Source organism: Thermaerobacter sp. PB12/4term, assembly GCF_003403315.2.
GTDB lineage: Bacteria > Bacillota > Sulfobacillia > Thermaerobacterales > Thermaerobacteraceae > Thermaerobacter.
Genome location: NZ_CP048407.1, coordinates 609,657 through 629,532, shown reverse-complemented (window position 1 = coordinate 629,532; position 19,876 = coordinate 609,657). Strand labels below are relative to the sequence as shown.

General features: G+C 73.0%; 19 protein-coding genes. 9 read left to right on the top strand and 10 right to left on the bottom strand.

The genetic code is table 11. From position 1 onward, the window contains the following. The first annotated feature begins 82 nt into the window (after positions 1–82). Together DYI95_RS02605 and DYI95_RS02600 are read left to right on the top strand one after the other, a co-directional pair. Positions 83–1,852: an ABC-ATPase domain-containing protein gene (locus DYI95_RS02605; protein WP_116900946.1), complete on the top strand. Its 1,770-nt coding sequence runs from the start codon at positions 83–85 to the stop codon at positions 1,850–1,852. A 48-nt stretch (positions 1,853–1,900) separates the two neighbouring features. Next, positions 1,901–2,362 carry an Hsp20/alpha crystallin family protein gene (locus DYI95_RS02600; protein WP_243149915.1) on the top strand — a complete coding sequence of 154 codons (462 nt, stop codon included), beginning with the start codon at positions 1,901–1,903 and terminating at the stop codon, positions 2,360–2,362. A 320-nt stretch (positions 2,363–2,682) separates the two neighbouring features. Here the strand turns inward: DYI95_RS02600 and DYI95_RS02595 are convergent, their stop codons facing one another. Together DYI95_RS02595 and DYI95_RS02590 are read right to left on the bottom strand one after the other, a co-directional pair. Continuing rightward, positions 2,683–3,237: a copper chaperone PCu(A)C gene (locus tag DYI95_RS02595; protein WP_116900948.1), complete on the bottom strand. Its 555-nt coding sequence runs from the start codon at positions 3,235–3,237 to the stop codon at positions 2,683–2,685. An 83-nt stretch (positions 3,238–3,320) separates the two neighbouring features. Continuing rightward, a complete protein-coding gene (locus DYI95_RS02590) occupies positions 3,321–4,004 on the bottom strand; it encodes an SCO family protein (protein ID WP_158556069.1) in 684 nt (227 codons plus the stop codon). A 271-nt stretch (positions 4,005–4,275) separates the two neighbouring features. Here DYI95_RS02590 and DYI95_RS02585 point away from each other — a divergent pair, with 271 nt between their 5' ends. Beyond that, the gene (locus DYI95_RS02585) at positions 4,276–4,494 is read left to right on the top strand and encodes a hypothetical protein (RefSeq protein WP_116900950.1); all 219 of its coding nucleotides are present in this window, start codon (positions 4,276–4,278) and stop codon (positions 4,492–4,494) included. A 187-nt stretch (positions 4,495–4,681) separates the two neighbouring features. Here the strand turns inward: DYI95_RS02585 and DYI95_RS02580 are convergent, their stop codons facing one another. From DYI95_RS02580 to DYI95_RS02565, 4 genes are all read right to left on the bottom strand, one after another. Continuing rightward, positions 4,682–5,980: an MFS transporter gene (locus DYI95_RS02580; RefSeq protein ID WP_116900951.1), complete on the bottom strand. Its 1,299-nt coding sequence runs from the start codon at positions 5,978–5,980 to the stop codon at positions 4,682–4,684. Positions 5,981–6,186: 206 nt separating this feature from the next. Then, entirely contained in the window at positions 6,187–7,350 is a 1,164-nt protein-coding gene (locus tag DYI95_RS02575; protein ID WP_243149817.1) for a metal ABC transporter solute-binding protein, Zn/Mn family, read from the bottom strand. Between the two features lie 205 nt (positions 7,351–7,555). Further along, positions 7,556–8,413 carry a metal ABC transporter permease gene (locus tag DYI95_RS02570; RefSeq protein WP_116900953.1) on the bottom strand — a complete coding sequence of 286 codons (858 nt, stop codon included), beginning with the start codon at positions 8,411–8,413 and terminating at the stop codon, positions 7,556–7,558. A gap of 156 nt (positions 8,414–8,569) precedes the next feature. Then, positions 8,570–9,319, bottom strand: a complete 750-nt coding sequence (locus DYI95_RS02565) for a metal ABC transporter ATP-binding protein (RefSeq protein ID WP_243149816.1) — start codon at positions 9,317–9,319, stop codon at positions 8,570–8,572. 572 nt (positions 9,320–9,891) lie between these two features. On the opposite strand from DYI95_RS02565, the gene DYI95_RS02560 reads away from it, so the two are divergent. Continuing rightward, positions 9,892–10,323, top strand: a complete 432-nt coding sequence (locus DYI95_RS02560; RefSeq protein WP_006904281.1) for a Fur family transcriptional regulator — start codon at positions 9,892–9,894, stop codon at positions 10,321–10,323. Between the two features lie 249 nt (positions 10,324–10,572). Here the strand turns inward: DYI95_RS02560 and DYI95_RS02555 are convergent, their stop codons facing one another. Both DYI95_RS02555 and DYI95_RS02550 read right to left on the bottom strand, forming a co-directional pair. Continuing rightward, a complete protein-coding gene (locus DYI95_RS02555; RefSeq protein ID WP_147308126.1) occupies positions 10,573–10,914 on the bottom strand; it encodes a hypothetical protein in 342 nt (113 codons plus the stop codon). A 117-nt stretch (positions 10,915–11,031) separates the two neighbouring features. After that, on the bottom strand, positions 11,032–11,286 hold the full coding sequence (locus DYI95_RS02550; protein WP_116900956.1) for a hypothetical protein: 255 nt from the start codon (positions 11,284–11,286) through the stop codon (positions 11,032–11,034). Between the two features lie 150 nt (positions 11,287–11,436). Between DYI95_RS02550 and DYI95_RS02545 the strand changes: the two genes are divergently transcribed. The 4 genes from DYI95_RS02545 to bshB2 all read left to right on the top strand — a co-directional run bounded on the left by DYI95_RS02545 (position 11,437) and on the right by bshB2 (position 15,438). Then, positions 11,437–12,744: a helix-turn-helix domain-containing protein gene (locus DYI95_RS02545; protein WP_116900957.1), complete on the top strand. Its 1,308-nt coding sequence runs from the start codon at positions 11,437–11,439 to the stop codon at positions 12,742–12,744. A 150-nt stretch (positions 12,745–12,894) separates the two neighbouring features. Next, the gene (locus DYI95_RS12175; protein WP_243149815.1) at positions 12,895–13,635 is read left to right on the top strand and encodes an EamA family transporter; all 741 of its coding nucleotides are present in this window, start codon (positions 12,895–12,897) and stop codon (positions 13,633–13,635) included. Continuing rightward, a complete protein-coding gene (locus DYI95_RS12170) occupies positions 13,596–14,081 on the top strand; it encodes an EamA family transporter (protein ID WP_243149814.1) in 486 nt (161 codons plus the stop codon). The genes DYI95_RS12175 and DYI95_RS12170 overlap by 40 nt, the downstream gene beginning before the upstream one ends. A 112-nt stretch (positions 14,082–14,193) precedes the next feature. Continuing rightward, the gene (bshB2, locus tag DYI95_RS02535; RefSeq protein WP_116900958.1) at positions 14,194–15,438 is read left to right on the top strand and encodes a bacillithiol biosynthesis deacetylase BshB2; all 1,245 of its coding nucleotides are present in this window, start codon (positions 14,194–14,196) and stop codon (positions 15,436–15,438) included. Positions 15,439–15,711: 273 nt separating this feature from the next. Here the strand turns inward: bshB2 and DYI95_RS02530 are convergent, their stop codons facing one another. Both DYI95_RS02530 and DYI95_RS02525 read right to left on the bottom strand, forming a co-directional pair. Continuing rightward, positions 15,712–17,304 carry a S8 family serine peptidase gene (locus DYI95_RS02530; protein WP_158556070.1) on the bottom strand — a complete coding sequence of 531 codons (1,593 nt, stop codon included), beginning with the start codon at positions 17,302–17,304 and terminating at the stop codon, positions 15,712–15,714. After that, a complete protein-coding gene (locus DYI95_RS02525; RefSeq protein WP_158556071.1) occupies positions 17,232–17,945 on the bottom strand; it encodes a hypothetical protein in 714 nt (237 codons plus the stop codon). Before DYI95_RS02525 ends, DYI95_RS02530 begins: the two co-directional genes overlap by 73 nt. A gap of 811 nt (positions 17,946–18,756) precedes the next feature. On the opposite strand from DYI95_RS02525, the gene DYI95_RS02520 reads away from it, so the two are divergent. Next, complete coding sequence (locus DYI95_RS02520; RefSeq protein WP_116900960.1) at positions 18,757–19,875, top strand: ABC transporter substrate-binding protein; 1,119 nt, start codon at positions 18,757–18,759, stop codon at positions 19,873–19,875. Position 19,876: the final 1 nt, after the last annotated feature.

Sequence of the window (19,876 nt, the reverse complement as noted above, 5' to 3'; positions counted from 1 at the left end):
TAACATCATCAGGGCGAGGGCAACCCCACCCTCGAGATGATCGTGCCGACGGAACGACGACGTCGACCGGAGGTTGACACCGGTGCACCCGAACCCAACCCGCTCCCGTGACGATCTGCGCCAGCTGCTGGCCCGCATCGACGGCCGGCCCTATCCGGCCTACAAGGACATCGCCGGAACCTACGACTTCGGTGCCTTCACCCTGGCCATCGACCACGTCCAGGGCGACCCTTTCGCCGCCCCCTCGCGGCTTCGCGTCATCATGGCGCCGGCGCGCATACAGCTGCCGGACTGGGCCGCCACCACGGCCCTTCGCCGCACCGCCACCGCGGACTGGCTGCTGCGCCGGTTCCACCGCGCCACGGGCATGGCCGCTGCCCGCCGCGGCAGCGGCAAGAGCGGCCTCATTACCGTCGACCGCCCGGGCCAGGAGATCCTGCCCCGCACCGCCTGCGTGGTCTTCCCCGGGCGGGTGGAGGTCCGCTTCTTCGCGGGGCTGCCGGCCGCCGGACGGCGCATTCTGGGCCGGCAGGCCATGGAGATGCTCTGCGTGGACATCCCCCGGCTGGTGGAAGGGTCCCTGGTGCTCAAAGCCGCCGACCAGCGGGACCTGGAGCGCCACATCGCCGTGGCCGAGGACCAGGCGGCCCTGCGGTCCGCCCTGGCCGAACGCCGGCTGGTGGCCTTCGTCGGCGACGGCTCCATCCTGCCCCGGGAAAGCGGGGTCAGCGACCGGCCCTTGCGCGGGCCGCGGGTGATCCCCTTCACCGCGCCCGATTCCCTGGCCGTCGAGCTGGACACCCCCCACCGGGGCAAGGTGCGCGGCCTGGGCATCCCCCGGGGCGTGACGCTGATCGTGGGCGGCGGCTACCACGGCAAGTCCACCCTGCTGCGCGCCCTGGCCCGGGGCGTCTACGACCACATCCCCGGCGACGGCCGGGAACTGGTGGTGACGGACCCGACCGCGATCAAGATCCGCGCCGAGGACGGCCGCCGCATCGAGCAGGTCGACATCAGCCCGTTCATCCGCAACCTGCCCTTCGACGCCGACACCCGGCGCTTCTCCACCGACGAAGCCTCGGGCAGCACCAGCCAGGCGGCCAACATCATGGAGGCCCTGGAGCTGGGCGCCCGGGTCCTGCTCATCGACGAGGACACCAGCGCGACGAACTTCATGATCCGCGACCGGCGCATGCAGGCCCTGGTCAGCAAGGACCGCGAGCCCATCACGCCCTTCATCGACCGGGTGCGGGCGCTCTACCGCGACCGGGGCGTCTCCAGCATCCTGGTGGTGGGTGGCGCCGGCGACTACCTGGACGTGGCCGACACGGTGATCCGGATGGATGCCTACCGGGCCCAGGACGCCACGGCCGAAGCCCGCGAGGTGGCGGCCCGCTTCCCCACGGGCCGCATCGCGGAAGACCCCGGCCCCTTCCCGCCCGTCCCCGAGCGGGTCCCCCTGCCCTCGAGCCTCGATCCGCGCCGGGGCAACAAGGTCAAGATCCGCGCCCACGGCACCGACGAGATCACCTTCGGCTTCGAGGAGATCGATCTGAGCGCCGTCGAGCAGCTGGTGGACCCCTCCCAGACCCGGGCGGTGGGCGCCATGATCCGGTACATGACAGGCCGCTACCTGGACGGCCGGCGCACCCTGCGGGAGGCTCTGGAGGCCCTGTACGCCGAGCTGGACGAACACGGCCTGGACCGCGTCTCCCCCTTCCCCACCCCGGCGGGCGACCTGGCCCTGCCGCGGCTGTTCGAAGTGGGAGCGGCCATCAACCGCCTGCGTTCCCTGCGGGTGGAGGTGCGCGGGCCGGCGGTTGGCGAGGACTCCCGCGGACATACTTCCTAGCGGGAACGGCCCGCCTGCACCGATGGACAGGAGGTGGTCCGCGTGGGCATGCGCACCGACCTGGACCGCTGGTCGTGGCCCGCGCCTGCCGGCCGCGGCCTGAGCAGCTGGCGTGAGATGTTCTGGCGCCCGTGGGATTTCTGGCGCGCATTTGATGGCGAGGCGGACTGGGCCTTCGGCCAGCGCCCTTCCGTGGACGTCACCGACGCCGGGGACAAGGTGGTCGTTGAAGCGGAGATGCCAGGGGTCGAGCCGGAGGATATCCAGCTGGACGTCTACGAAGACCGGGTGGTGATCCGCTCCGAGACCCGGCGCGAGACCCGCAACGAGGGCGACGGCTACTATCTGATGGAGCGGCGCTTCGGCCGGTTCCACCGGGTGGTGCCGCTGCCGGAGCGGGTCAACCCCGAGGGGGCGCAGGCCCGCTGCCGGAACGGCGTGCTGCGGGTCGAGATCCCCAAGTTACAGGATCAGGGGCGCGGGCGGCGCGTGCCGGTGACCGGGGCGTAGGGAGGAACGCAGCGCATCCCCAAGCGCCAGCCCCAGGGATACCCTCCCCCGGCGCGAGGTGAGGCGCGAAGGTCCGCAGCGGCCCGGCCGACCACGGCGACGGCGGCCCGATCGGGCGGGGTCGGAGGCCGCGCTGAGGCATCCATCGCGAACCTCCATCGCGCGCAAAAGCCCCGGCCTTACCAGCGGGTTCGGGCACGAATCCGCGCAACCGGCCAAGCCCAAGCGGTGCGGCCGAGGCGTCTCTCTAGTGGGGGCGCCCCGGCCCCCGCTGGTTCAGGCCCCAGGGCGGGGCGGCGCGATGGCCATCGGCCGGCGCGTCAGTGCCCTCCCGAATGCTCCCCTCCACCGGCGCCCGTGCCGGCCGCGTCCCGGACCTCCGCGGTCACCGGCACCTCCAGGCCGCCCTCGAAGACCAGGGTCAGGTCGACCCGGTCCCCGGGATGCAGGGCCTGCTTCAGGTCCATGAGCATCACGTGGTATCCGCCGGGGGCGAAGGTGACGCGGCCGCCGGCCGGGATCTCCACGGCAGCGACGGGCTGCATGCGCACCGTGTTCCCTTCCTGCACGCTCTCGTGAACCTCCGCCTCGCCCGCGACGCCGGTGCTCACGCCGGTGAGGCGGACCGCGGATTTGCCCTGGTTCGTCACGGTGAAATAAGCCGCCGACATGTCACCCTCAGCGGCCGCCCGTACCCAGGCATCGGTGATCGTCACCCCGGGCCCGCCGGCCTGCTCGGCACCGCCACCGGGCGCAGGTTGCCGGGTCGACCCGGCCTGGCCGCCGCAGCCTGCCAGGGCGCCGAGGACGATGGCCACGGCGCCGGCGAGCACCAGAAAGCGAAAGCGCATGACGTTCCGCAACGATCGCACCATTACGGCCCTCCTCTCAGGTCAAGGCGACCCATGGCCGGGCAGTCGCCGGGCCAGGATCGACCGTAACAGGCTATAGGCCGGGTTCAATTCCCCTGCGCCAGCAGCAACCGGATGTCCGCCTCGATGTCCTCGGCGGTGAAGCCCAGGGGATAGAGGAGGCGCTGGCGCCCTTCCTGGTCGATCAGGTACACCTGGGCCGGGTGGGCCACCGCGTACTTCATGGAGCTCTCAGGCAGCTCGATGCGCTCGGGCTTCACGCCGTAAGCATCCCACACGGGCCGCAGTTGCTCCCGCGTCCCCGTCAGGCCGACGATGTGCCGGCCGAACTGGGGCAGGTGCTCCCGCAGCCGCTCGGGCGTATCCCGCTCGGGGTCGACGGTGACGAACACCATACGGACGCTGTCAGCATCGTCCCGCAAGCGGTCCGCCAGCTCCCGCCATACGGCCAGGGTGGCCGGACAGACGTCAGGACAGTAGGTGTAGCCGAAGAAGAGCAGAACGATCTTGCCGCGCTGATCGGCCAGGCGGAAGGTCGAACCATCGGCCGCCGGCAGCGTGAAATCGGGGGCCGGCTGCGGATCGAGCAGGGTCATGCCGCGAAAGCCGCCCTCGCCCTTGCTGTCGCCCGGGCCGGCCGCCGGCTCGGGGGCCGGAGTCGCGGGGCCATTGGGGCGCGGATCCCAGCCGGCTCCCGTTTGCAGCACCACCAGGGCCACGACGGCGACCACCGCCAGGCCAGCGAGTGCAAGCCACCATCGCCTGCGCATCGCATCGCCCCCTCGCCACCGGTAGCTGGGCGCCCGGGTGCTCCCCATGGGGCACCCGGGTCACCACGGGTATCGCCACCGGGGAATCTGCCGCCGACTCCAGTGTAAGCCCGGTCGCTCCCGGAGCGCATCCGGTTCTGGCCCGATGGAACGAGTTGCCATAGACTGGGTTTCAAGAAGACGAGATCCCTGGGGGGCGGCGATCCTAAGGGGCCTCACCCCGGAGGGACACGGCCTCGGGGTCCTCCGATGGATGCCAGGGGGTGCGATCATGCCGCCCAAGTGGTCGTTGACGATCATTCTCGTCCTTGTCTTCCATTTGCTCTACGTGGCTTTGGGAGCTGTAGGGCTCGAACCCGGACCCCTCACTTACACGTTTCCATTTGGAACGATCGGAAAGACGCAGCACGCTTCCCTTGGCACGATCGAAGCGATTTTGGCCCTCGTCGTGTCCATCATCCTTGTGTGGCGCACGCGGTGGGAGGAGTGACGCCGTGGCCGGCAGCACCGGCCACGGCGAGGCGTCACCATCATGTCTGATCCCGTCCGGGAAGGGGCGCAAGGCGGTCCGGACGCCCCGCGCCGGACCGTCCCGACCGGGCCGCTCGTGGCCACACCGCTCCCGGCCGCTTCCGCCGGCTCCCGGCGGTTCGCGCGCCCCGGATGCCGGCCGGCCCCTACGTCTCCGCCGGCCGCGGCCGGCCCGCAGCCTCCAGCTGCCGCTGCCGGCGGTCCCGCTCGGGCACCGGCACCAGGAGGGTCAGCAAGAGTCCGGTGACCGGCAGCAGCACCATGACGGACAGGGTCGTCTCCAGCCCCCACCGGTCCGCCAGGGCGCCCAGGGCCGCGGCGCCGATGCCCCCGAGGCCGATGGAGAAGCCGGTGTTGAGCCCCGAGGCCACCGCCACGTAGCGCGGCATGAAGTCCTGGCTCATCACCAGGGTGATGCTGAAGGTGGCCACCAGGGCAAATCCGGTGGCCGCCAGCAGCGGCAGCGTGGCCCACGCCGGCCCGTGCACCAGGCCCCAGTGCAGCGGGATCAGCACGGCCATGGAACCGAGCAGTACCCTCCGCGTACCGATGCGGTCCGCCAGGGGCCCACCCACCAGGGTCCCCACCGCCCCCGCGACGAGAAAGACGAAAAGCAGAACGCCCGTGGACACCCCATCCGGCCCCGCCTTTTCCAGGTACAGGAACGGCATCAGGGTGAGGACGCCGAACTGCAGCCACGAGCGCGTGCCGACCACCCCGATGAGCAGCAGTTCGGCCAGCCAGTTGGTCTCCCCGGCTCCGGATGACCCGCCCTGAGGCGGCTGGGGCCGGCCCTGCCGATCTCCGGCGGGCGCCCCATGGCGGTTGCCGGCGGGTCCCGCCGCGGCTGCCGCCCGCCGGGCCGCCTCGTGCAGGGCTGCCTCCTGCTCCAGCCGCTTCATCCCGGGCAGGGCGGCCACCATGGCCGCAGCCAGCACCACGGCCGGTAGAACCAGCCATCCCAGCCCCTCGGGCCCCCACAGGCCAACGACCATCGACGCCGCCACAGGCCCCAGGGCAAACCCCAGGTTGCCGCCCACGGAAAAGATCGACATGGCCGTGGCGCGCTGGCCTCCCGACACGCCCCGGGCCGCCCGCGCCCCCTCGGGGTGGAAGAGGGCGATGCCGATACCGCACAGGATGGCCGCCAGCAGCACGCCCTCATAGCTGCGGGCGTATCCCACCAGCCCCAACCCCAGCGCCGCCAGCAGGGGTCCCGCCACCACCAGCCACCCCTGGGGCCGCTTGTCGCTCCAGTATCCGAAGACCGGCTGGATGAGCGAGGAGGTGATGTTGAGCACCAGCATGACGACGCCGAGCTGAGCGTAGGTGAGGCCGTAGCTCTCCTTCACCTGGGGCAGCAGGGCGGGCATGCCGCCCTGGTTCAGGTCGGTCACCAGGTGGGCAAGGCTCAGGAGCACCAGATACCCCAGCGCACCCTTCAACGTGCCTTCGCCTCCCCTGCGGCACCTCCGGGCCCGCCGCCGGGCTGCTGCCCGCCACGGCCGGGACCGGCATGGCGCCGCGAGCTGGACCGTACTTCGCGACCCGAAGGATATTCCCTGCCGGCGCCGTCGCCGCGCTGGCTCGGTGCAGCGGTGGCAGCCGGTACGGCGCTGGCGTTAGGCACGCGCCGGCGGACGGCGCGGTGCTAGCTGCCGTCACACCCCAGCGCCTGCCGCAGGCTCACCAGGTTTTGCTGCAGCAGGTCGAGAAAGTCGCGGCCCGCCTGGCGGTCGGCGCTCGTCAGCGCCTCCAGGGGATGGATCTCCAGCAGCTGGGCCCCGGTTTCCCTGGCCAGGGTCGCCGCGGCCCCGCCGGTGCGGCCGGGTTCGACCAGGATGTAGGGCACCCGCCGCTGCCGGATGAACGCAGCCACCGCCGCCAGCTGCCGCGGGCCCGGCTCGCTCTCCGCCGACAGCCCGTAGAGGGGCACCTGCACCAGGCCGTAGCGATGGGCGGGGTAGGTCAGGAAGGCGTGGGTGATCACCAGTTCCCGCCGCGGGCAGGTCCCCAGCCGGCGGTAACCGGCGGCCAGATCGTTCAGCCGGCCGGCCAGTTCCTCGCCCCGCCGCAGGTACTCCGCCCGGTGCTGCGGATCGGCCTGGGCCAGGCCCCGGGCGATGGCCTGCGCCTGCTGGGCGGCCAGGGCCGGATCCAGCCAGACGTGGGGGTCGGGTGCGCCGCCGGGCAACGGCTCGCCCCCAGCCCCCGGCCGGCCATGGGCGTCGCCGTGGTCGTCGCCCGGGGCGGCACGGCCCTCCTCGTGGGTACCATGGTCGCCATGGCCGCCGGTTTCGCCGCCCGCATCCCCGCCGCGGCCGCCCTCACCGGCCCCGCCCGCACCGGGTTCGGCAACGCCGCCGTCCAGCACCGCGGTGGCCGTTCCGGCAGGCACCAGGGGAAGCCCCGCCGTCGCCTCGACCCGGACCAGGTCGGACCGGCCGGCGGCCGCCAGCAGGCGGGGCACCCAGGGCTCAAGCCCCGCCCCGTTGTAAATGAAGACCCGCGCCGCCGCCACGGCCCGGACGTCGGCCGGCCGCGGTTCCCAGTGGTGGGCGTCGGCCCCCGCCGGGATCAGGGGCGTGACCGCCACCCGGTCGCCACCGATGAACCGGGTCATGAACTCCAGGGGGTAGAACGTCACCGCCACCGGCAGCCGGTCCCCCGCCGCACCGGCCTCTCCGCCGTCGCGCTGGGACCCAGCCGGCCCCTGCGGCCTTCCACAGCCCGCCGCCACCACCAGGATCAGGAGAAGTGCCACCAGCAGGAGGCGCTGCCCCCGGCCCCGCCGGGCACCTCTCGCTGCGGGCACCTCCCCCGGCCGCCGGGCCGCCCCGGAGGGCCGGTCCGGATCGGAAGGCGGGATCCCGCCGGAGCCGGCGGGCCGCCGCCTCCGGGCAGGCTCCTCCCATTCCGGAAGACGGGGCCAGCGGGCCGGGCCTTGTCTGGCCATCCTTCGCCGGTCGAACCATTCCCTCATCCCTTCGGCCAGCTCCCTTCCACCGCAACCTGCCGCTTCACGCCGGCCCCAGCTCGGGCCAGACCCGCCTGGCCACTAGGGTGCCCAGCAGCACCACCACCGCCGCCAGCACCACCGTGGCGCCGGGGGGCAGGTTCATCCAGTAGGCCGTGCTGAGCCCCACCCAGACGGCGGCCTGGGCGAAGACCACGGCGAGCCCCAGTGCGCCGCGAAAGCTCCGGGCCACCTGCAGGCTGGCCGCCACGGGCAGGACCATCAGGGACGAGACCAGCAGCACGCCCACCACCCGCATGCTGGCCGCCACTCCGGCCGCCGCCATCATGGTGAAGAGGGCGTTGAGCGCGCCCACAGGCAGGCCCGCCACCTGCGCCAGTTGCTCGTCCAGGGTGACGGCCAGCAGGTCCCGGTAGAGCGCGGCCACCACCGCCAGCACCACCACGGTCAGGGCGCCGATCAGCGTCACGTCCGCCGGGGCGACGGTCAGCACGCTGCCGAACAGGTAGGCGAAGAGATCCAGGCCCGCCGTCCCTCCCAGGCTGAAGAACACGGCCGCCAGGGCGACCGCCGTCGACAGGGTGATGGCCACTGCCAGCTCGCCGTGCCGCCGGTACCGGGCGCGCAAGGCCTCCATGGCCGCGCCGGCCGCGGCCGCCAGGCCCAGGGCCGCGCCGGTGGGGTACACCCCCAGCCAGAGTCCCCCGGCCAGCCCCGCCAGGGCCACGTGGGCCAGAGCATCGCCCATCAGCGAGAGGCGCCGCAGCACAAGGAAGAGCCCGACCACCGGCGCCAGCAGGCCCACCAGGGTCCCGGCCACCAGGGCGCGGACCATGAAGTCGTACTGAAACATCCCCGCCAGACTCTGAACCATCCCCACCAGGCCGGTCAGCCCGGCCACCTCCTCCTGGGTTCGGCACTCCCCTGCCCTTCCGCCCGACCCGCCGCCCCGGGGCGTCGGACCCGGGCCGGGCCGCCGGAAGCCCCGCCCGCCGCCGATCTCCAGCGGACCTCCGGCCTCCAGCGCCGGCCGGGCCGCCGCCTCGAGCCACCCCGCCTAATGGCGGTGGTCGACGGTGGTCACCGGGAAGCCGTACAGCTCCGCCATGGCACCGGGCTCCAGCCTTTCCGGCGCCCCGTGGAAGAACAGGCGCCGGTTGAGGCAGGCCAGGGTGCTGACCTCGGTACTGACGACGCCGATGTCATGGGACACCATGATGACCGTCAGCCCCTCCTGCTCCCGCAGCCGCCGCACCAGACCGTAGAACCGCTCCTGGGTGGCCGCATCCACCCCCTCCAGGGGTTCGTCCAGCACCAGAAGCTCCGGGCGGCTGACCAGGGCCCGGGCCAGGAAGACCCGCTGCTGCTGCCCGCCGGAAAGCCGGCCGATGGGCCGGTGGGCTAGGTGCTCCATCCCCACCAGGGCCAGGGCCTCCCGGGGGGAGCGGGGCGGTGGCGGTCCGGCGGGGCTACTGCCGGAGCCGGCCCGGCCACGGCCACCCGCCGCCAGCCCGGTGGCCACCACTTCCTCCACCGTGGCGGGGAAGCCGCCGGCCAGGGCCGCCGGGCGCTGGGGGACGTAGCCCACCCGCCACCACTGGCGAAAGGCGGCGATGTCCTCGCCGAAGAGGCGCACCCGCCCCCGAGTGGGCGCCTGGAGGCCCAGCAGGATGCGCAAGAGGGTGGTCTTCCCCGAACCGTTGGGTCCCACCAGGCCGAGAAACTCGCCCCGCCGCACCACCAGCGACACGTTCTCCAGCACAGGTTCCGTACCGTAGGCGAAATGGATCGCCTCGAGTTCCACCACCACCGGGGCCGCCTCGCCGGCGGGCGCCGGTCCGGACGAACCGGTCCGGGCGGCAGCACCGCGAGCGGAGGCACCCCGCCCGGGCCCCGCCCCCGGGTTCGTCCCGCCGAGGCCTTTGCATGGTGTCGCGGACCGCTCCATATCCGGCATGTCCTGGACCTGCCTTCCGCTACGGGTGCTTCCCGCAGCTCAATCGGAATATTCCTATCCAGTAATAGATGGGCACCAGGCAGCCTGTCAAGGGTTGGTCCTGCTGCCGGGCACGGCACGGTGCGCCGCGACCGGACGAGACCGCCGGCCGTGGCGGCCGGCGGTGGCCCACCCGCGTCTACCGCCTATGTTCTCAGGCCGTTGTCCCTCGGTTTTGACACAACGAAGGTGGCAGGTTAGATTGGAGAAAGGATCAGCTTATTCTGAATATTCCGGACAGCACGCGGCCATGGCCACCTTCCCCGGGCCAGAGTCCAGCCCCGGCGGCATGCCCGCCGGTGTTGCCCCGTGAACCCGGCGGAGGGGCACCGATCGCCGCCTGACCATCATGTCATTTTAGGTAGCAAAGGCAGGGAACCGGAGTGAACCTGCAGCGCGCGGTACAGCGGCTCAGGGAGCGGGGGCTGAAGGTGACGCCCCAGCGGATGGAGATCCTCAAAGCGGTGATGCGGGCGGGGCGTCCCGTCACGGCCCGGGAGGTGACCGATGCCGTTCGCGCCCGCCACCCCCGGGTGAGCGTGGACACCGTCTACCGCAACCTGACCGTGCTGACCCGCTGCGGCTTGATCAGCCCCGTCAACCTGCAGGGACGGGACGGCACCCGCTTCGAGTACCAGGGGGACGACCGCCACCACCACCATTTCGTCTGCGTGGCCTGCGGCCGCTCCTTCTGCGTGGAGTGGTGCCCGACGGCCACCCTGCAGGCCGTGCCGTCCCAGGACCCCGGTTTCCGCGTGCTCGGGCACGCCTTCGAGGTGTACGGCTACTGCAGCCGCTGCCAGAAGGCAGGATGACCTGAGGCAAAGGGCCGGCGGGGAACCGCCCCGGCCCCGGTCCCGAACGGCGCCCGCACCAGTCCCGAGCCGCCCCGGCCCTGAACCGCCCCTGCCCCGCCCGGCTCCGGCCCCGCGCCGGCCCCGAACCGGCCTGGTCCCGCCGGGCAGGCCCGCCGCCCCGAAGCCCCTGTGTTCAACGCCGGATCCCGCGCGGCTCTGGGCCTTTTCCGGCCGGCGGTTCCCGCCCGCTGTTCTCCCTGCCGGATCTCACTCCTCGCCGGGACGGAGCCTTGCCACCACTTCCTCCGCCAGCTGGCGCAACCGGTGGGCCCGCGCCCCGTGGGCGCCTTCCAGATGCCGTTCCAGGTCCCGGGCCAGGTCGACGATCTCGTGCAGCGGCGCCTGCACCGCATTCCACACGGCGCCGCCGGCACCGCCTCCCCCCGCTGCCACCGCTTCGCGCTCACCGCCGTCCGGGACCCCGGCGGGCTCCTCCTCCCCCTCGGCCTTGCCGGTGCCGCGGGTGCCGGCCGCCGCGCGGCCGGGTTCGGCTCCCGCCCGACCGGCACCGCCCGGGCGGCTATGCCCGTTCAACCTTTTACCGGCCATGGTGCATCCCTCCGTTTTCCTGCCTGCCGTTAGGATGCGCGCCGGAGCCGGCCTAAAAGCCGCGGCGGCGGTGCCAGCGCACCGCCGCCGCTCATGGGGGCCTTCGGGTGGGCAGACCTAGCTCCACATGTCCGGAACCCCGGGTCCCATCAGGTCGGCCAGCCGCCACATGTCAGGGATGCCGGGCCCCATGAGGTCGGCCCGCAGCTCCGCGCCGGGGGACTCGTGCCCGAGCCCGGTCACCGGTCCCGCCGGGCCGCCCAACCCGGCACCCCCAGCGACCGCCCGGCCCGTCAAGCCGGCTCCGGCCACCGCCCACCATGTCAGCCATGTCAACAGGGTTGCCGCCGCCAGCCACCGAACCCTGATCATGTCCTCACCCTCCGGCCACGGTGGGAGTATCGATGTCCAGGATGAGGCAGGGCCGCCTGTCCACGGCGTGCCGGCCCCTCACGGGCGTGAACGCCACGGGCTGCACGGCGCGATCCGGGCCGCCGCCGCATCGCGAAGGGAGGGCCGCCCATGATCGGCGACCGCATCCGTGCCCGGCGCCGCGAGCTGGGCATGACCCAGGAACAGCTGGCCGCCGGACTCTTTGACCGCTCGTACATCAGCCGCATCGAGGCCAACGAGGTGGTGCCGCCGCTGCCGACCCTGCAGCTTCTGGCCGGCCGTCTCGGCAAACCCGTGGCCTACTTCCTGGGCGATGAAGACGCCTTCACCCGCAGCCGGGTGATCCATGACTACGTCCGGCGGGCCCGCCGGTATGCCGGCCGCCGGCGGTACGCCGAGGCCGTGGAGTCCTATCGCCTGGCCCTCGAACTGCTCCAGCACGAGGACGACTCGCCACTCCTTCTGGCGGTGCACGTGGAGCTGGCCTACGCCCTGGCCTCCGGGAATCGACCGGACGACGCCAGCCAGCACCTGTTTGCCGCCCTCCAGCTGCTGCCCCGCGTCCCCCTGGACCGCTGCCCGCCCGGGACGGCCTTCCGTCTCCACTACACCCGGGGCAAGCTGGCCTTCCAGCGGGAGGAACTGGCCGTGGCCGCGGAGGCCTTCCGGCTGGCCGCGGCGGCGGCCACCCGCCCGGCCGACCGGGTCCGTGCCCACGTGGCCCTTGGCAGCACCCTGTTCCGCCAGGGGGCGTACGAGGAGGCTGCCGCTGCCTACGCCGTGGGCCTGCCCGGGGGGCTGGCCGGTGCCGGAGGAACCGGGCCGGCGAGCGCAACCGCGGCTTCCGCCGGGTGTGCCGTGGAGCCCGCCGCCCCGCCGGACTGGACCGGCCCGGCCGGCCCTCCTGCACGGACCGCCCCGCCGCCGGTGGCGCTTCCGGTGCCGGTACCGGTGCGGGGCCTGCCGCGCAGCCTGGTGGCGGCTTGCCATCACGGTCTCGGCTGCTGCTGCTGTGCCCTGGGCCGGCTGGATCTGGCCGCCTACCACCTGGAACGGGCCATCCGCTTGTACCGGGGACGGGACCCCGAACGGCTCCTCCTGGCCCACCACGACCTGGCCCTGGTGCAGATCCGGCAAGGGGCCTTCCGGGCAGGCCGCCGGCGGCTGCTCGACTGCCTGCGGGCTTACCGGCGGGCGGGGCGGACCGACGGGATCGCCAGCGCCCTGACGGACCTGGCCTCCCTGGAACTGGCGACCGGCCGGTACCGGCGGGCCCTGACCCTGGCCCGCGCGGCCCGCAGCCAGGCTCGGAAGGCGTTGCAGGCCCGGCTCTATCTCAGCGCCATGGAGGTGGAGGCGCAGGCCCTGGCGGCGCTCGACCCCGCCACCGCCCGGACCCTGGACGGCGTGGTCCGGGACCTGCGGGCGCTTGGCTAAGGGGCGCCATGCCGCCCGGACCGGGGAACGCAGGCCGCACCGCTTCGGGCGTCCCCGCCGCCACGGCAGGCGTGGCAGCACCATCCGGGCCGCCCCGGCGTATGGTGCGGTAGCGGCCGGCACCCCGGCCGCGCGAAGGGTGAAGATCCCGTGCCCGCGGCCTCGACTACCGCCCCCACGACCGGCCATCCGCCCCGGCAGCCGGACTCGCGCCAGGGCCTGCTGGGAGCAACCCTCGGCCTTCTGGCCGTCGCCCTCTTCAGCCTGACGCTGCCCGCCACCCGGCTGGCTCTCGAGGTCCTGCCGCCGGGGCTGGTGGGACCCGGCCGGGCCGCGGGCGCCGCGGTGCTGGCCGCCCTGGCGGCCGGGATCCTGACGGGCCGGAGTCCCCGCAACCGGCGGAAGGCCCGGAACACCCCGAATCCCGGGGCGGCCCGGCGGTGCCCCGGCGGCCGGAGACCCTGCGGGCCGGTGTGGCCGCCCCGGGACGACTGGCCGGGGGTGCTGCTGGTGGCCTTCGGCACCGTCACCGTATTTCCGTGGTTTTCCACCCTGGCCCTGACCCGCCTTCCGTCCGCCCACGGCGCCGTGCTCCTGGGCCTGCTCCCGCTGCTAACCTCGGGCTTCGCCACGTGGCGGGCCGGGGAGCGCCCGTCGGGCCGCTTCTGGATGGCCGCGCTGGCGGGCAGTGGGGTGGTCACCGGATTTGCGGTCTACATGGGCGCCGGCAAGCCCCGGCCGGCCGACCTCTGGATGCTGGCGGCCATCGTGGCGGCGGCCGCCGGCCACGCCGCAGGCGGCCGCCTGGCCCGCCGCCATAGTGGTTCCTCCCCATCGCCTGGGGGTTGTGGGTGGCCCTGCCCGTCACCCTGGCCGCCACGGCCGCCATGACTGCCCTCCCCGGCGCCGCCGGCGCTGCCGGGCCGGTGGCCGGGCCGCCAGCAGGACCGGTGCCAGGACCGGTGGCGCCCGCAGGTCCGGCTGCGGGCGCCGCCGGCGGGGCCCTCCCTTCCCCCGCACCGGTGCCCTTGGACAAGGTGGTGCTGGCCTGGCTGGCGTGGATGTACATCACCGGGGTGACCCAGCTGGCCGGGTTCGTCCTGTGGTACCGGGCCATGGCCCTGGCCGGCGTGGCCCGCACCAGCCAGCTCCAGCTGCTGCAGCCCTTCCTGACCCTGCTGGCCGCCAGGGTGGGCCTGGGTGAGCCGGTGGGCGGCATCACGGTGCTGGCGGCCCTCGCGGTGGCGGCCGTGGTGGCCGTGGGCCGCCGCGCCCCGGTGGACCTGGTGCCCGGCCCCGCTGCGCAGGGAGAGGCGCGCCTTCTGGCGAAGGGTTAAACTGCATTAAACTGCATTCATGTCTTGGCGGTTTGCAACGGGTTCGCAAGCCGGCCGGTGGTGCACGCTCGCCGGCCGCACACCAGCGCACACCACGCCAGGAGGCGCAGCGATGGAAGCCATCGAACCGGCCCGCGTCCAGCGGGCTTTGCAAGCTTTTGTGGGAGCACCGGTCTACCTGCACCTGGAGACGACCCACGGGGCCTACACCCGGGGCGGATTCGGTGCCTTCGCCCGCAACGTGCAGGTCAAGCTGGAGGACGCCGCTCTGCGCGGCGCCGGCCCCTTCCGGGCCGGGCTGCGGGTGGACGGCGGGTGGGTCTACGCCGAGGGGCTGACCCACTGGCAGGAAGAACCGGGGCGGCTGATCCTGGAGGGGCACGACGACGAGGGACGGCTGACGGTGGTCCTGGAACTGAGCCGGAGCCCGTTCCCCCTGGCCACCCCCGGGGATGCCGTCCCCGCCAGTGCCGTCCCCGCCGGTGAAGGGGCGGTGGAACCGGCTTCCCCTACCGCCCCGGAGGGGGTGCCGGCGGGCCGCACCGTCCCTGCGGGCCGGAGCGCACCGGAGGCACCGTCTGCAAGGGATGGCGGTGCCACCATCGCCGCCGGCCCGCCGGCCGAACCGGTGCCCGAACCGGTCCCGGCCCCCTGGGACCGGCATCTGGTGGTGGTCCTGGCCCATCCTGACGACGAGTCCTTCGGTGCCGCGGGCACCATGGCCCTGGCCGTGAGGCAGCGCATCCCCGTGACCATGGTCTCGGTCACCGCCGGGCAGATGGGCCGCCGGGTCGGCCAGCCGCCCCTGGCCACGCGGGAAGGGCTGGGGCCCCTGCGCATCGGCGAGCTGCGGCAGGCCATGGCCGCCGTGGGCGTCGGCGACGTCCGGGTCCTGGGGGTCTGGGACAAGACCGTGGAGTTTCAGGACCGCAGCCAGCTGGCCGCCCGGATTCGGGGGATTCTCGAGGAAACGGGCGCGACCACCGTCATCACCTTCCACCCCGAGCTGGGCGGGCACCCCGACCACAACGCCACCGGCGCCGCCACCGTGGAGGCCGTCATGGGCATCCCCCCGGCCCAACGGCCGCGACTGCTGTGCGTGCGCGGCCCGGTGCGCGATGCCGACCCCGGCCTACCCCTGGTCACCGTCCCGGTGGAGGCGGTCCGGCCCCAGAAGGAGGCGGCCTTCCGGGCCCACTGCTCCCAGACCTACGGCTGGGAGGAGCGCATGGAACAGGACCCGGAGATGGCCCGGCGCTTCGCCCGGCTCTTCACCGAAGAGACCTTCTGGGTCTACTGGCCCGGCCCCGCCGGCCGGAAGGGCGGGGAGTCGGCCAGCGCCCAGGGCGATTCCTGAAGGCCCGTCCCTGGCCCCGGCCTCGGACCCTGGTCTCACCTCTCCCGGCAGGAACCGGCCGGGACCCCACAACCCAGTGCTGGCGGCCCCCCACGACGGAAGAACCGGCCGGCCCGTGCCGGCCACCCAGGAAAGCAAGGAGGCGCCCATTGGGCGCCTCCTTGCTCCTCAGCCTCAGGCCTTCGCGGCGGCCACCCGGGTGCCCTCCCGGGTGCCGCCCCCGTCCCGAGCGCTTATCCGCCGCCTTCACGGCCCTGGCGGCCGTCACGGTCCTTACGGCTTGGCCTCACGGTTCACCCGCAGCCACCAGGGTGCCCGCAGCACCTTGCCGCCGCAGTCCAGGACCAGCTCGCCGTCATAGTCGCCACTGGGCAGCCGGTCGCTGCGGCCACCGTCCATGGTCACCGTCAGGGTCGCGGTGGCGCCCGCCGCCAGGGTGACCTGCTCCGCCGACACGGTGACGGCCGGGTCGGCCGCATCCCGCACCACCGTGACCGTGCAGGTCTGGGTGGAGCTGCTGACGTTGTGCAGGGTGATGTCCTGGCGGCCGCTGACCGGCGCGTTGCCGTTGAAGTAGCCGAAGCTCACGCTGACCGGGTCCAGGGTGAGCGGCGTGGCATCGGCCCGGGCCAGATCGATCCGCCCGCCCCCGCGGGCCAGCACGCCGGGATCATACGTGCCCTTCACCGGGTCCTTGACCACGCGGGCGGCCGTGTTGACCAGGGCCGACTTGACGTCGGCCGGCGACCAGCCGGGGTGCAGCTGGAGCAGCAGAGCGGCCGCACCCGCCACATGGGGCGTCGCCATGCTGGTCCCCTGGAACATGGCCCACTGGCCGTGGAAGACCGACGAGTAGATGTTGACCCCGGGCGCAGTGACATCGGGCTTGATCAGATAGGTGTAGGGCGTGGGACCACGGGACGAGAACCCGGCCAGGATGTCGCCAGAGCCGGTGCGGATCTCCGTCTCCACCGTCCCGTCGATGGTCACCGTGGCCTGGGGATCGGCAGCCAGCAGGTCGATCAGGAACTGGCCGTCGGTCATCGACACCATAGCGGCAGGGATGGTGGGCGCCGGCGCCGTCCCGTCGCTCCCCGGGGCGACGGGATCACCCGCCACGTTGTTGATGATCAGCACCCCCGTGGCACCGGCGGCTTCGGCATTGCGCACCTTGGTGGTGAAGGTGCAGCTGCCGCGCTTCACGAGGGCGATCTTGCCCCGCACCTCCGCCCCGTTCACCAGCGGGTAGCAGGCTTCCTCGGGCCGTGCCGAGCCGTCCCGGGCCGGTGCGTAGGGCGAGGTCACCCTGCCGAAGGGGGCGAAGTCGCCCGTGGCGGCGCCGAAGTCACGCCCCCCGGCGCTGACCGGGATGCCGATGTAATGGGCGTTGGTGGTCGCCCCCACGGTGATGGCCCGCGCGGCGCTGCCGGGCGATTCCACCGTCATGTCGCCCGGCCCCGAGTTGCCGGCCGCCACCACCACCACCACGCCGGCGTCCACAGCCGCGTTGACCGCCTCGGCCAGGTAGTCGTGGGGCCCCTGGACGCCGCCGCCCAGGCTCATGTTGACCACGTCGATGCCGTCCCGCACCGCATCTTCCAGGGCGGCCGCGATGTCGTGGCTGAAGGCCGAGCCCCCGTAGGCCACCCAGCCGGCCCCGAAGCCGGGGAACACGTTGTAGTCGTACAATCGGGCCGCCGGTGCGATGCCGCTCAAGGTGTCCCGAACAGGTCCCTCCTGCAGGGTCGTCACGCAGCCGGCGATGGTCCCGGCCACGTGGGTGCCGTGGTCGCTCACCAGCACCTGGGAGGGATCGCCCGCCACGCCGCTGGCGTACACCTTCGACGGGATGTCCTTCTCGTCCACGTCCCCGTCGCCGTCGTAGTCCTTGCACCGGAAGAAGGGGTCCGGTCGATCCCCGAGTCGATGACCCCCACCTTGATGCCCTCGCCCGCGCGGTCCCGGCCCTGGTCCATCTGGCCGTCGCCCAGCTTGGTCCAGAGGGCACCGGCCCCGATCAACCCGGCGCTGACGTTCATGGCGGGCCGGTAGAGCCAGCTCTCGCTCACCCGCTTGACGCCCCGGATCCCCGCCAGCTGGCCCGGATTGTGGCCGTTCAGCTCCACCACCAGGGCGTTGCCCGTCAGGAAGAACTCCCGCACCACCCGGGCCTTGGGGGCGGCCGACCGCATCGCCGCCTTGATCTGCTCGTGCCGGTCGCGCAGGTATTGCACATACGCCTGCACATCCCGGCTGTTGGCGTCCAGCTTCTTGCCCGGGGCAGGCTTGGTGGCCTTCAGCTTGCCGATGCCGCCCGTATACGAAGCGGCCGGCGGGTCGACCAGCTCCACGATGGCGTACCCCGTGCCGCCAACCGCCGGCTGCCCGCCCTCCTCCGTGAAGTCGTGACGGGGATCCGCCGCGACCCCTGCCGCCACGTTGCCGGCCAGGGCCAGGATCAGGAGCCCTGCCAGCAACGCGGGCACGTAACGCCTCCACCGCTCCATGCACATCCCTCCCGGGGACGGTATGGGGCCCGACCCGCCCGCCCGGCCTCGCTGGGCTGGGGGACGATGCGGGGGGTCGTCCACCTCAAGACGTACAAGAGGTGCAAGAACAATTCGGGGCGACCAAGCCAGTTCCTGCCAGGCGGCGCGGAACAGACCGCCCCCGGCGAGCTTGCTCCCGCCCCCGCCGCTGCCGAGCCTGATTGCGCCCCCACCTCCGCCGGGCCTGTCCCGCCTCCGCTTCCGCCGGCCTGCCCCTGCCCCGGCCGAACCTGCTCCAGGCCCCACCTCCGGCGGGCCTGCCCCCGCCCCCGCCACCGCCGAGCTTGCTCTCGCCCGTCTCCAGGCGGGCCCGCCGCAGGTCCGCGGCGCAGTGGAGGCGACGCCTCGGACACTTTGAATACCATTTTTCACCTTGCACAAGACCGCAGCATTCTTATAATATTGGGGATACAAATCCAATCTGGCAGGCCGAAGCCCCCTCCGGGGGCGCGGGGGAACCGTCTTTGGGGCGAATTCCCGGCCGCCGCGGCCCGGCCAGCGTTGGAACCCCTGCCCAAGCTGCACGGCGCCGGCTGAACGGCGCCAGGCGGCGGGCGGTAGGGTCCACCGCGCGGGCCACCGCGGCGACTCCGGGATAGGGCAGCCCGGCCCGAGCCCGCCAGCTAACCCCGTAGGCACGCGGGCGTTGGCATGCACGCCACTTCCTGCCTGCTCTTTCCCCCTTGCGGCGGGGTTCCACCACCCCGGAAACACCCGTCGTGTTCCTTCCCCCGCGTCCCCGCGGCCTGCCGCGGAGGGAGGTCGTTGCGTGAAAACCGCGGCATGGCGGGCGGCGGACGGCCGCCGGCGCGCCCCGCGGGTCCGAACGTGGGCCCTGTCCCTGTTGACCCTGGTCCTGCTTCTCTTCACTGCAGCGTGCGGCAACGGCGCCCGCGGCAGCGGCAACACCGGTGACGCCCCACCGGCCGCCGGGGACGGCAACGGCGGGGGCGCCGCTGCCGGCGACAAGCCCACCCTGGTCTTCGGCGACTTCAGCTGGGACAGCGTGCAGGTGCACAACCGCATCGCGGGCTTCATCATCGAGCACGGCTACGGCTACCCCGTGGACTACAAGTTTGGCGACACCATCCCGATCCTCCAGGGCCTGCAGGACGGCAGCGTCCACATCACCATGGAGATGTGGCCGGACAACATCCGGGAAGCCTGGCAGAAGGCCCTGGATTCGGGCAAGGTGCTGGACCTGGGCCAGAACTACCCCGAGTCCCCCCAGGGCTGGTACGTGCCCGCGTATGTCATCAAAGGCGACCCCGAGCGCGGCATCGAGCCCATGGCCCCGGATCTGCGCTCGGTGCAGGAGCTGGAGCGCTACTGGCAGCTCTTCGAGGATCCCTCCGAGCCCGGCAAGGGCCGGTTCTACAACTGCCCGACGGGCTGGGTCTGCTCGGACATCAACGCCCAGAAGCTCAAGGGCTACGGCCTGGACGACCACTTCACCGCCTTCAACCCCGGTTCGGAAGCGGGTCTCAACACGTCCATCACCACCGCCTACCGGCAGGGCAAGCCGTGGGTGGGCTACTACTGGGAGCCCACCTGGATCACCGGCAAGTACGAGCTGATCCGGCTGGAAGAACCGGCCTACAGCGAGGAGTGCTGGGACTCCGGCAAGGCCTGTGCCTACCCGCCCAGCCAGGTCCTGGTGGCGGCCAACAGCCGCCTGCAGGACATGGCGCCGGACGTCGTCGAGTTCCTCAAGAAGTACGAGACCACCCTGGACCAGACGGCGGCGGCCCTGGCCTACTTGGAAGAACAGGGCGGCGACCCCGCCGGCGCGGCCCACTGGTTCCTCAAGACCTATCACGACTGGGAACAGTGGGTGCCCGCGGAGGTGCGCCAGCGGGTGAAGCAGGCCCTGGAGGAGGTGAACTGAC

Bases quoted from the DNA above. Each gene is read 5' to 3' on its own strand.
- DYI95_RS02600 (WP_243149915.1), top strand. From the start codon at position 1,901: ATGCGCACCGACCTGGACCGCTGGTCGTGGCCCGCGCCTGCCGGCCGC.
- DYI95_RS02595 (WP_116900948.1), bottom strand. From the start codon at position 3,237: ATGGTGCGATCGTTGCGGAACGTCATGCGCTTTCGCTTTCTGGTGCTC.
- DYI95_RS02590 (WP_158556069.1), bottom strand. From the start codon at position 4,004: ATGCGCAGGCGATGGTGGCTTGCACTCGCTGGCCTGGCGGTGGTCGCC.
- DYI95_RS02585 (WP_116900950.1), top strand. From the start codon at position 4,276: ATGCCGCCCAAGTGGTCGTTGACGATCATTCTCGTCCTTGTCTTCCAT.
- DYI95_RS02555 (WP_147308126.1), bottom strand. From the start codon at position 10,914: ATGGCCGGTAAAAGGTTGAACGGGCATAGCCGCCCGGGCGGTGCCGGT.
- DYI95_RS02550 (WP_116900956.1), bottom strand. From the start codon at position 11,286: ATGATCAGGGTTCGGTGGCTGGCGGCGGCAACCCTGTTGACATGGCTG.
- DYI95_RS02545 (WP_116900957.1), top strand. From the start codon at position 11,437: ATGATCGGCGACCGCATCCGTGCCCGGCGCCGCGAGCTGGGCATGACC.
- bshB2 (WP_116900958.1), top strand. From the start codon at position 14,194: ATGGAAGCCATCGAACCGGCCCGCGTCCAGCGGGCTTTGCAAGCTTTT.
- DYI95_RS02525 (WP_158556071.1), bottom strand. From the start codon at position 17,945: ATGGAGCGGTGGAGGCGTTACGTGCCCGCGTTGCTGGCAGGGCTCCTG.